Source organism: Muricauda brasiliensis, assembly GCF_003057865.1.
GTDB lineage: Bacteria > Bacteroidota > Bacteroidia > Flavobacteriales > Flavobacteriaceae > Flagellimonas > Flagellimonas chongwuensis.
The window spans coordinates 445,492-457,945 of sequence record NZ_QBTW01000011.1 but is presented as its reverse complement, the minus strand read 5'-3'; the positions used below and the strand labels follow the sequence as shown (position 1 = coordinate 457,945).

The following is a 12,454-nucleotide window of genomic DNA, read 5'->3' as shown; positions in this document are numbered from 1 at the left end:
AACTCATGCAAAAGATATATATGATTTTGAAAAGAGGCGCCTGTCAATTGACGGATGCCCCATATCAATTGACGAATCGCCAAAAAAGAGGATTCTTGATTTATTTAAAAGGGAAAAAATACGGTATCACAAAAGTGGCTGCAATCCACATAATGATATTAAGTGGGGTCCCCACCTTTAAAAAATCGTTGAATTTGTAATTTCCCGGAGCATAGACCATGGTGTTGGTCGGATAGCTTACAGGCGTCATAAACGTTAGGGAGCAGGCGAACATGACTGCCACCAAAAACGGTCTTTCGCTTATCTCCATTGCAGAAGCCAAACTGATGACTATCGGCGTCATCAATGCAGCCGTGGCCTTGCTTGAGAGCACATTGGTGCTCAAAAAAGTAACTAAATACAATATGCTCAGGGTCACTTGGGCGTGGTAATTTCCCAGCGTCTGTTCTATAAATTGGGCGATTTTTTCGGCCCCGCCAGTCTTTTCAAGGGCCGTTCCCATAGAAAGCACTCCAGCCATCATAAAAATGACCTTCCATTCCACGGCCTCGTATGCCTCTTTTGGCTTCAAAGTGGATGTGGCCACCAACAACAATGCTCCTACCATACTGCTTATCAAAATAGAGGTAAGGTTGAGCGATGCCGCAAGCACCACCCCTACTGCAATAACAATGGCAGGGATGGCTTTTTTATAATTTACCTTTGCATGCTTGTATTCGGAAAGAGCCACCACCAAGCCCTGTTCAACCAGTGCATCAACATCGGCTTCAGTGCCCAAAATCAGTAGCATATCCCCCTCCATCAAGTTTACGTCGGCCAATTTTTCATACAAAATCTCCCCTCGTTGCCGAATGGCCAAAACCGACCCATTGTACTGCCTCCTAAAATTAAGTGAGCGGAGAGAGCCCTCGGTAAGCCTAGAACCAAAGGGAACAATAACTTCATAAATGTTTTTCTCCAGTTCTGATTTGTCAAAACGTTTGTCCCCTGTCACCCTATATCCTTTTATGTCCCGAATAGCATTCAGTGTTTTTGGTGGCACAAGGACTTTCATTACATCTCCTTCCAAAATGAATGTTTCCGGGCCGATACTTTTCTTGTTAAATCTATCTCTGGAAATATCCAATATCTGCACGTTATAGTCATTGACCAATTTGGACATGTGCAACGGTTTATTACTATCAAGGCAATCTTTTTCAACTAATAACTCGGTAATATACTTTTGGGCTTCTTTGGTAAGTACGTCTTGCTCCTTTTTTTGTTTTGGCAGTAGAAGCGGTGCCACAAAAAAGATATAGGCAAAGCCAATAGTTGCCAAACAAAGTGCTGCCAAACTGAATTCGAACATACCAAAACCTTCCAATCCATATTCTTGGGCGTAGCTGCTCACCAAAATGTTGGTGGAAGTGCCTATCAAGGTGCAGGTGCCTCCAAATAACGCCGAAAAAGAGATGGGAATCAACAACATGCCCGGGGCTATTTTGGTTTCCCTGCACACGGTCAATGCAATGGGCAAAAGCAGTGCCACTACGGCAGAATCGTTCACAAATGCGGAAAACATGCCCGCAATAAGACAAAAGGTGATGAGGGCAATGCTATAATGTATTTTGGCCAGTTTTATGATCCGGTCGCTAAGACCTCCTAAAATACCAGAGTTAAATACCGCGGCACTTACCACGAACATACACCCAAGGGTTATGGTGGCCGGATGATTGAATCCCGAAAAACCTTCTTTGGGACTAAGAACGCCTGCCACTATAAACAGTGCCATAATGATGATGGAGGTAGTATCTATGGAGAAATAGTCCTTTATGAACAGGACGATCCCTATACAAATGATCACAATGGTAATAATCAAATCGCTGCCCATATTGCGCGTAATTTAGAGTTCCATTCTTTTTTGGCCACCTATCTTTTCTGTGCCGGCTCTATTAATGGTAAGTGAATAGAATAGTCTCTAAACCATTTTCGATTCTTCTTCAGAAAACAATTTTACTCATTCTCAGGATTCTTTTCCTCTTTTGTCACTTCGATTTCTTTCCCCAAATAAACCAACTTATAGCCCTCGCCTTTTGGATTAAAATCTTTACTATTGGCGGGAATTATCTCAATACTGCCATCCGGGGATTTGGTGAACAAAGGAACAATGTCCCTCTCTTCATAGGTAATGTCAATCAGCTCATCATAGTGCTCCTTGTCATCCAGATTAATTTCATGGATGGTAGGGTGCTTACGGACAGTGTCCATTAATTGGATAAAGTCATCGGTGTGCGAAAAAAGACCCTCTTTTGGATTATTGTCCGGGTCGTTCACCTCTTCGGTGTTTACAAGCCTGAAGGCCCCGTTCTCCCCAAATTGTCTTTGAAACTTGTTGATTGCGAACTTGTTGATATCCGAGTTTCCGGTCAAGGCCATTAAATAACCCATATCGTTCAGCTCGATATTGTCAGTAAGCGTATCTGAGAAAATATTGGCGGTAATGGCTTCAAGTCCCAGTTTTTTCGCCTTTTCCACATTGTTTTGGTTGTTGTCTATCAAGACCACGTGCCTATTGTTCTTTCTAAGATAGTTTCCAATGAGTCTGGAAAGTTTGGACGCGCCAATAATCAAAATACCCTCGGACTTCTTCAGGAAAACGCCGACCAATTTTGCGAAAAAACGGGCCGTGGTCGCGTTCAACAGTACCGTTCCCAGTACGATCATAAATACCAAGGGTGTAATATATTCGGCACCTGCCTCTCCCCTTAACACCAGTTTGGAACCAAAAAGCGAAGCAATACCTGCTGCAACGATACCGCGCGGGCCCACCCATCCTATAAAAAGTTTTTCGTTGAACTTTAAATTGGACCCCTGTGAGCTCAGAAAGACCCCAATGGGCCGTATGATAAACACAATTACTGCGAAAAGTGCCACGGTGTTCCAATTATAAATAAGCTCCAGATCGCTGATGTTGATATTGGCCGCCAACAGGATGAAAAGAATGGAAATCAACAGTACGCTCAAGGACTCCTTAAAGTATAGAAGTTCCTTAAGGTTGGGCAGATTCATATTTCCCATCACCATACCCATGACCACTACGGCCAATAGCCCAGATTCATGTGCAAACAAGTCCGATTCCACATACACCAGTAGCACGGTAGACAGGGAAACTACATTGAGCAGATAGTGTGGGATAAAGTTCCTTTTGATGGCAAATGCCAGTGCATGTGCAAAGGTGAAACCAAAAGTCGTTCCGAACAGGATGATTTTACCGAACTCGATAAGTGCCGTTTGGGTAAAGGCCTGCCCTTCTCCAACACTAATGAACTCGAACACCAAAACGGCAACCAGAGCCCCGATGGGGTCGATAAGGATTCCCTCCCATTTCAGTACAGCTGAAACGTCCTTTTTCAAAGGAATGTTTCTAAGGATAGGCGTAATTACGGTGGGTCCGGTTACAATGATAAGACCGGAGAACAAAAATGAAATTTGCCAAGAAAGGCCAAAAATATAGTGTGCGGCAACCCCTGCACCAAAAAAAGTGACTATGGTGCCAATGGTGATTAATTTGGTGATTACCGGCCCCACATTGGATATCTCGGCCCTTTTTAGGGTCAATCCCCCTTCAAAAAGGATAACGCTAATGGCCAAGGACACAAAATAATAAAGCCCTTCTCCAGGAAACAGTCCTTTTTCACCATTCCAGATCGGCTCTATCAGTTTTGATCCATCTTCCGTATATAAAGTAGCTATGGGACCCACCAGTAATCCTATCAAAATAAGGGGTAAGATTGCAGGAAGCTTAAAGCGCCAAGCCACCCATTGTGCAATAATGCCAAGAATTATGATTCCAGCAAGTTCGAGCATCGTCTAAGTTTTGTGGAAATTTACTGTTTTTCTTTTAGATAATCATTCTTCAATGTATGGGCAACGCAATACGAAAGTTCATATTTGCCCAAACATTCCTGGGATTTAACGAAACTCGTCTCCTTTTTGTTAAAATACGGCCAATATATCTTTATTTTTTCGCCATTTGGGTCGTGCTTTTCTTATTTTGCACCCCATTTTACTTTCGGAATGACAATTTATCCCATAGAGACAGGTAATTTTAAGTTGGATGGTGGAGCCATGTTCGGTGTGGTTCCCAAATCTATTTGGAACAGGACCAACCCTGCGGATTCCAACAATATGATCGACCTTGCCGCCCGCTGCCTTTTGATAGAAGATGGCGACAGGCTCATTTTGATCGATAACGGACTTGGCAACAAACAATCCGAAAAATTCTTTAGCTACTATTATCTCTGGGGCGATCATTCATTGGACAGGTCATTAAAAAATGCCGGCTTCCATCGGGATGATGTAACTGACGTTTTTTTGACCCACTTACATTTTGACCATTGCGGTGGCAGCATTCAATGGAACAAAGACCGGACCGGTTATGAGCCCGCCTTCAAAAATGCCAAGTTCTGGACAAATAAAGACCATTGGGAATGGGCCACCCAACCCAATGCAAGGGAAAAGGCCTCTTTTTTAAAAGAAAATCTGTTGCCCATTCAAGAAAGTGGTCAGTTACATTTTGTGGACAGAAAAGAATCCCCGTTTGTCGAAAGTTCGGAACTGGGATTCGGCATTCACTTTGTGGACGGGCATACCGATAAGCAAATGCTGCCACATTTAAAATATAAAGGTAAAACCTTGGTTTTTGTGGCAGACCTCCTACCAACGGTTGGACATATTCCGTTACCTTATGTTATGGGATACGACACCCGACCTTTGTTGACCTTAAAAGAAAAAGAATCATTTTTACATAAAGCTGCAGAAAACGATTGGCTACTCTTGTTCGAGCACGATGCACATAATCAAATCTGCTCACTGAAGCAGACCGAAAAAGGAGCCCGTTTGAAGCAACTGTTTTCTTACGACGAACTATTTTAAGTACAATAAATCAACTTCACTCTTTTACAAATACATTCTATGAATCGCACATATAACAAACTATCGCTCCTATCCCTGTCCGCCTCTATTTTTTTGATGGGCTGTGGGTCTACCGCATTGGTGTCGACTCCTGTTGAGAATATTGATTCCGTACCCCTGAAAGTTGCCGAACTTACCGATACGGAAAAGAAAAACTGGGGCCATTTGGACCTGATCAAGGACACTATTCCCGGGATGAGCGTTGACAAGGCTTACGACGAAATCATCAAAAACAAAAAAGGAAAAACGATTGTAGTGGCCGTTTTGGATTCCGGCATGGATTTGGAGCACGAAGATTTAAAGGGCGTACTGTGGACCAATTCCGGCGAAATACCCAATAACGGCAAGGACGATGACGGCAATGGTTATGTGGACGATATCCACGGATATAACTTTTTAGGCACATCTTATAATGAGCAATTGGAATATGTTCGAATGCTTCGTTTGAACATTGGAGATGCATCCGAAAGGGCAGAAGCAAGACTTTTGCTCGACAAGGAATATCCGGAAGCCGTTCAGAACAAACAACAGTACGAACAAATATTTCAGGTGGTAAAAGGTGCCGATGAACTTGTAAAAAGTGAGCTTGGCAAAGAAACCTACACTAAAAAAGATTTGCTCTCCATAAAGGCAACAACGGCACAAATGGAGCAAAGCGTTGCGGTATTGACACAAATGTTCACTTATGGCGACACTATTCCAGAAGTATTGGAGGAGCTTAAAGAGGGCATTACCTATTTTACCGATCAAGCCAATTATAACCTCAACAAAGATTTTAACGGTAGGGAGCCTGTGGGCGACGACCCTTACGATATTACCGACGTTCCATATGGTAACGGAAACCCAAAGAACATGGTAGATACCGAAAGTCATGGAACTCACGTAGCCGGAATCATCGCTGCCCAAAGAAACAACGGTATTGGCATGAAAGGTGTTGCCAACAATGTTGAGATTATGAGCATTAGAGCCGTTCCCAACGGAGATGAATACGACAAGGACATCGCGCTGGGTATCCGCTATGCTGTTGACAATGGCGCATCCATAATCAACTGTAGTTTCGGAAAGTCCTTTTCACCGAAAGCAGAATGGGTGTATGAGGCGATAAAATATGCCGCATCCAAGAATGTGCTGATAGTACATGCCGCAGGCAACGATGGCGAGGACCTAGAGCTTCCAGAGAATAGAAACTATCCCAACGACGATATGGACAGTGAAACGGAATTTGTGGACAACGTGATTACCGTTGGAGCTCTCTCCAGCAGTTATGGTTCCGAAATGGTCGCCTCTTTCTCCAACTATGGGAAACAACGTGTAGATGTGTTTGCCCCCGGAGACGCCATATATTCCACGATGCCCAATAGCGAATACGAATTTCAAGGAGGAACTTCCATGGCTGCACCCGCAGTTGCCGGTGTTGCTGCCCTGATTCTTTCTTACTATCCAGATTTATCTGCCTCTCAGATAAAAAACATCATCATGCAGTCTGGGCTTAGGACCAAGACATCCGTTATAGTTGCCGGAGATGAGACCAAAGCAACCACATTCGACAAAATTTCCAAGTCCGGCAAGATGGTTAATGCCTATAATGCCTTAATTTTAGCGGACAACATCTCAAACGGTAAAATGACCTTAGAAAGCAATTCAAAATAATATATGAAGCATTTACAATCCCTCTTTTTCTCGGCCTTTTTTGGAGCTACCCTTTTTTTAAGTGCACAATCAAGTAACTGGCAACAGCACGTGGATTATACCATGGATGTACAAATGGATGTAAAGACCTATCAGTACACCGGCACCCAAAAATTGATCTACACCAACAATTCCCCGGATGAATTGAGCCGCGTTTTTTACCATTTATACTACAATGCCTTTCAGCCCGGCAGTGAAATGGACATTAGGCTACAAAATATCAAAGACCCGGACAAAAGAATGATGGTCGATGGAAAAAGTAGGATTGCATCCCTTTCGGAAACTGAAATGGGTTATCTCCATGCTGAATCGCTTACCCAAGACGGTCAACCGGTTTCCTTTACAGAAGAAGGGACCATTCTAGTGGTGGATTTGGCCAAGCCGATACCTTCAGGAGGAAAAACAACTTTGGAAATGACCTTCAAAGGACAGGTTCCCCTTCAAATTAGACGCTCTGGAAGAAATAGTAGTGAAGGCGTTGCACTTTCCATGAGCCAGTGGTATCCAAAACTTTCAGAATATGATTTTGAAGGCTGGCATCCGAACCCGTACATCGCAAGAGAGTTTCATGGTGTTTGGGGGGATTTTGATGTAAAAATCACCTTGGACAAAGATTATACCGTTGGAGGCTCTGGATATCTTCAAAACCCGGACGAAATCGGACACGGATATGAAGCGCCCGGCACAAAAATCAAAACCAAGGGCAAAACTTTGACATGGCATTTTAAAGCTCCCAACGTACACGATTTTATGTGGGCGGCCGACCCAGAGTACATTCACGATGTGTATGAAATGGAAGGTGGTCCTACCCTTCATTTTTTCTATAAGGACAATCCAGAATTCAATGAAAACTGGAAAAACCTCCAGCCTAAAACGGCGGAAGCAATGAAATTCTTCAGCAACAATGTTGGTAAATATCCATATGAACAATACTCCGTGGTTCAGGGAGGCGATGGTGGAATGGAATATGCCATGAGTACCTTGATCACTGGCGAACGTGAATTCGGGAGCTTGGTCGGCGTAATGGTTCACGAAATGGCCCATTCTTGGTTCCAGCACGTGCTTGCGACCAACGAATCAGAACATGAGTGGATGGATGAGGGCTTCACTTCGTTCATCAGCAGCTTGTGCATGAACCAGATTATGGAACAGAACAAACAAAACCCTTTTGAGGGGTCGTATCGGGGATATTACGCTCTGGTAAACTCAGGTCTTGAAATGCCCCAGTCCACCCATGCGGACAGATATACGACGAATTTTGCCTATGGAGTTTCTGCCTACAGTAAAGGTTCTATTTTCCTTTCCCAATTGGGCTATGTGATTGGACAGGACAAGTTGATGGAGACCATTCAAAAATATTTCGAAGACTTCAAGTTCAAGCATCCTGTTCCGAATGACATTAAAAGGACTGCCGAAAAAGTTTCCGGTATCGAGCTAAATTGGTACTTAACCGATTGGACACAGACCACAAACACCATAGATTATGGCATTAAAAGTGTTGATGCCGATGGCGAAATTGCCAAAGTAACTTTGGAGCGCATTGGTGAAATGCCAATGCCTTTGGATATTTTGGTTGTGGGCAAAGATGGGACCCAACAAACATATTACGTGCCATTGCGCATGATGTACGGCGAAAAAGAAAATCCATATCCAAACCTAAACCGTACCGTGTTGGAAGATTGGCCATGGGCCTTCCCGACCTACGAGTTTACCTTGGACATGCCTTTGGAAAACGTACAGGCCATAATGATCGACCCGTCTCAATTGATGGCCGATGTGAATGGAGAGAACAACGTGTACCAGGCAGAAGAATAAGCAGCTTTCCTTTAACAGAACAAGAAGGGCGGCCGTTTGTGCCGCCCTTTTATATTTAATCTCAGAATTATTTAAGTAATTTGACTTTTCCAAGGAACTAGTAACCATCAAAATGTCTGAAGAAAACACGGATTCAAGCGATATAAATACACCCCTAAGGTCCCCTCGAGGGGACATTTCCTTTCCGAAAAAAGAAAAGCTTACCAACAAAAAAATGTTCGAAGCCCTTTTTACGGAAGGCAGGTCCCTTAGTGTGTTTCCCATTAAGCTTATTTATTTACCTGTAGATTCCAATGATGGCCCCAACGCAAAAGTTGCAGTGGTCGCCCCAAAAAGAAGGTTTAAAACCGCAGTGGACCGTAACAACATCAAACGACTGATGAGAGAGGCGTACCGGCTCAACAAGCCCCTCATTTTTAACAACATTGAAAGGAATTTTGCGTTCATATTTTTATACCTTGGCAAGAAGGCTCCAAGTTTTGATGAAGTAGAAACGGCTATGAAAAAGCTATTAGATGCCTTTGTAAATAAAGAATCCCATGAAAAGATTGATTAGAAAGCAGGTCTTTATTCCCGTGTTGGCAATTGTGGTCTTGGTAGGGGCCAGTAGTTTTAAAAGTGACTTTTTTGAAATTGCCAAACAGATAGAAATTTTTACCACCCTCTTCAAGGAACTCAACATGAACTATGTGGACGAGACCAATCCCGCCGAGCTGATGGATTCGGCCATAAAAAACATGTTGGGGGAGCTAGATCCCTATACCCAATTTTTGAACGAGCAAGATGTTGAATCCTTCAAAATAAACAATGCTGGGGAATACTCCGGTATTGGCGCCTTGGTCCGTTCTTATAAAAACAAATTGTTAATCGTAGAGCCGTATCAAGGCTATGCGGCAGATAAGGCGGGGTTAAAGGCCGGTGATGAGATTATCAAAATCGGTGAGACCTTGGTCGCTGATTTTGACGATAACGCAGGAGAATTGCTCAAAGGGGCAAATAACTCCACCGTCGAGGTTACTTTTTTACGACAGGGGGAAACCAAAACCACCACCATTACCCGAGGTGGTGTAGAGGTTGATGCGGTCCCATTTTATGATATGATCGATGATAAAACTGGCTATATCGTACTGTCCCGTTTTAACCAAAAAGCATCCAAACAAACTCAATCTGCTTTGCAGGACCTTAAAGGCCGCGGAGCTGAAAGGTTGATTCTTGACCTTAGGGGAAACCCTGGCGGGCTGTTGTCCGAGGCGATAAACGTAACCAATCTGTTTGTTCCAAAGGGCGAGCTTATCGTTACCACCAAATCCAAAGTCAAAAAATTCAATCAGGAATATAGGACCCGGAATCAGCCGGAAGATGAAGAAATTCCGTTGGTGGTACTTGTAAACGGAAAAAGCGCATCTGCCAGCGAGATTGTTTCCGGTGGTCTTCAAGATTTGGATCGTGCCGTAATTGTCGGCGCACGGAGTTTTGGAAAAGGCCTGGTGCAACGACCGCTCAAACTGACTTATGGTACGCAGTTAAAAGTAACCATCTCCCGGTATTACACGCCTTCGGGAAGATGCATACAATCCTTGGATTATTGGAACAGGGATGAGCAAGGAAATGCGGTAAGAAACACCAATTTTAACGAGTTTACCACCAAGAACGGGCGAAAGGTCTGGGACGGTGGTGGCGTAATGCCGGATATCACCATAGAATCGTTAAAAACCAATTCTTTAATCGATGCTCTGGAAAACGGCAACATCGTTTTTGATTTTGCAACACAATATTTCTACGACCATAATTTTGATTCTGTCGACAACTTTAGCTTTTCCGACTCTGATTATAGCGCCTTCAAGGCCTATGCCTCGCAACAAAACTTCTCTTATCAGACCAAAACAGAAAAAGTCTTGGAAGAAACCATCAATGGAGACGACACTTTATTGGGCGCCGAGGTGCAAGAAAAATACAAGGATTTGCTTTTGGCAGTAAATCGTGGAAAAATCAATGCCTTGGATACTTATAAAGATGAAATCCAGAAAAATTTGGAAGACGAGATCATTACCAGATACTTTTACAGGGAAGGTCTTTACAAATATTATCTTAAACATGATGATGCCATTCTAACAGCCACCGGATTACTCGCGGACAACAACAAATATTCCTCTATTTTAAAATAATAAAACCACCTGTACCAATTCAAACAGGGCATCTATCAATTCAAAACGTGTAACCGTCAAGTGTAGTGGTTAAATCATCTTATAAGATGGTATTTTAACTTAAAACTTGTTTATGACCTACACCATCCTAACGCTCACTATAATTGGTATTGTGCTTTTGTTTTGGCTAAACAATCTGATCAAGAATTGTTTTTCTCGTTCCTTCTGTATACTTAAAAACCGAAAAAGGAAATCTATAGAGACTAAGGAGGCCTCGATTATCTCCGTAAAAACCATCAAAAAGGGAAAAAAACCGCTTTTGGAGCTCTTGGTATTGTTCGAAAACTTTTCCGGGAGCCATATTCATAGAAAAATTAGGGTGTGGGACAGCAAGCCCCATTTGCACCGTTTTGAACAGGATAAAAGTATTCCTGTTGGACTCAATATTGCTCGTAAGCCCAAAGACCCCATCTTTTTGTCGCAAGAAGTCTGTAGGTTCTCCTTTGTATTTGTTCTCATCTGTATACTGAAAATTTTACTGTATGTTATCGGAAGCTACATTCTGATAAGTGTAGCTTTGGAAAAAATATTTTCTTCCCCTGAAAAATATGAGTTTGTCCTAAGAACATCGCAAACTTGGCAAATTGGGCTTATTTTAATAGGTGTAAGCGTTCTGTTATACTTACTCTTGCAAAGAATTGGTGTTTTGGTAAATGGAAAAACCAACGAGCAAAATTGGAACCTTCTATATTACGGCGTGGGTACGACGGCCAATATTATAGATTACAAAAACACAGAACCATTTATAAAAAATGATAAGACCATTCAGTTTTCGTATGCATTTAAAACCTCTTTGGGAAAGCGATTCGAAGGGTTTGACAAAAAAATTATTGATGGTGTAGATGTTGATTCTCTGTTAGAATCCGACCTATTGGATATTATGTATCTTCCCAATAATCCGGAAGTATCGCGTATCAAAGAAAATTTAGAATCCCAGGATTTTGTCCATTTTCTCAACCGCTTGTTTATGATCGCGGTCTTTATCTTTTCTGTTGTTTTTGTGTTTTCCTTTTACAAAACTGTTTTTTGAGGCATGATTTAAAATAGTCAGTCACCTTCTTCATAATATATCTTTATTAAAGTTAGAATGTCGTTCTCAAAAAAGAACTCCATGGCTCCATAATCATCGGTAAAAACAATTATTGAAGCTAACAGTGCCTGAGGGTCTTCAATTTTCATGGCCTCTAAAAACGCTTGTTTTGGTGTCCCGATTTTAATTCCATCCAAAACTGATAATTTAGGGGTTGTAATATTGGAAAAATGAAGGCCTTCTCTGTTTTCATAAAATTTGATTTCAGTATCCTTACATGTTATTTTTACGAAAGCTTCTCTGTCTTCCATTGATTCTCCTTCAGAATAATCAATTTCTATTGTCATCTCTTTGCCCAATATCGCTTTTAGCGTGTCAATTTGTAACGCAAAGTCATATGGATTATAGATGTCAACTTCCGAATCCACCACATACCTTTTTGCCTTGCTCTGTGTTATTTTGGATTCCTTCTTATCAACATCTATTTGTTCTATGGAGTCTATTGTGGCTATGTCTTGATTCTTGGTTTGCTCTTTTTTTGAATCCTTGCATGCCATAACGGCAAAAATTAAAATGCCAGAGATAATTGTCGCTTTCATAAGTGAAGCTGTTTTTAGAAATTATAAATCCAAAATAGCTAATCCTCTCCATAGATAGCCCAACCAATTGACGGATACTATATTTGAATTTACGAATGGCCCTTCAGGACCTATTCGTCTGTTCGTAATACCCAAAATTCGGTTAACTTTTATTCACATTTGGA

At 42.1% G+C, this 12,454-nt stretch carries 9 protein-coding genes; 6 read left to right on the top strand and 3 right to left on the bottom strand.

The genetic code is table 11. The annotated features are described in order from the left end of the window. Window positions 1-100: 100 nt before the first annotated feature. Both DCK90_RS08005 and DCK90_RS08000 read right to left on the bottom strand, forming a co-directional pair. A complete protein-coding gene (locus tag DCK90_RS08005) occupies window positions 101-1,870 on the bottom strand; it encodes an SLC13 family permease (protein ID WP_108245661.1) in 1,770 nt (589 codons plus the stop codon). A gap of 122 nt (window positions 1,871-1,992) precedes the next feature. Then, a complete protein-coding gene (locus DCK90_RS08000) occupies window positions 1,993-3,846 on the bottom strand; it encodes a cation:proton antiporter (protein ID WP_108245660.1) in 1,854 nt (617 codons plus the stop codon). A gap of 210 nt (window positions 3,847-4,056) precedes the next feature. Between DCK90_RS08000 and DCK90_RS07995 the strand changes: the two genes are divergently transcribed. The 6 genes from DCK90_RS07995 to DCK90_RS07970 all read left to right on the top strand — a co-directional run bounded on the left by DCK90_RS07995 (window position 4,057) and on the right by DCK90_RS07970 (window position 11,691). Continuing rightward, entirely contained in the window at window positions 4,057-4,914 is an 858-nt protein-coding gene (locus DCK90_RS07995; protein ID WP_108245659.1) for an MBL fold metallo-hydrolase, read from the top strand. 39 nt (window positions 4,915-4,953) lie between these two features. Continuing rightward, the gene (locus tag DCK90_RS07990; RefSeq protein WP_108245658.1) at window positions 4,954-6,603 is read left to right on the top strand and encodes a S8 family peptidase; all 1,650 of its coding nucleotides are present in this window, start codon (window positions 4,954-4,956) and stop codon (window positions 6,601-6,603) included. Between the two features lie 3 nt (window positions 6,604-6,606). Further along, on the top strand, window positions 6,607-8,457 hold the full coding sequence (locus tag DCK90_RS07985) for a M1 family metallopeptidase (protein ID WP_108245657.1): 1,851 nt from the start codon (window positions 6,607-6,609) through the stop codon (window positions 8,455-8,457). Window positions 8,458-8,569: 112 nt separating this feature from the next. Continuing rightward, on the top strand, window positions 8,570-9,013 hold the full coding sequence (locus tag DCK90_RS07980) for a ribonuclease P protein component (protein WP_108245656.1): 444 nt from the start codon (window positions 8,570-8,572) through the stop codon (window positions 9,011-9,013). Beyond that, complete coding sequence (locus DCK90_RS07975) at window positions 8,997-10,622, top strand: S41 family peptidase (RefSeq protein ID WP_108245655.1); 1,626 nt, start codon at window positions 8,997-8,999, stop codon at window positions 10,620-10,622. Before DCK90_RS07980 ends, DCK90_RS07975 begins: the two co-directional genes overlap by 17 nt. 112 nt (window positions 10,623-10,734) lie before the next feature. After that, window positions 10,735-11,691, top strand: a complete 957-nt coding sequence (locus tag DCK90_RS07970) for a hypothetical protein (RefSeq protein ID WP_108245654.1) — start codon at window positions 10,735-10,737, stop codon at window positions 11,689-11,691. 17 nt (window positions 11,692-11,708) lie between these two features. Here DCK90_RS07970 and DCK90_RS07965 read toward each other — a convergent pair whose 3' ends face one another. Further along, window positions 11,709-12,290: a hypothetical protein gene (locus DCK90_RS07965; RefSeq protein ID WP_108245653.1), complete on the bottom strand. Its 582-nt coding sequence runs from the start codon at window positions 12,288-12,290 to the stop codon at window positions 11,709-11,711. Window positions 12,291-12,454 lie beyond the last annotated feature (164 nt).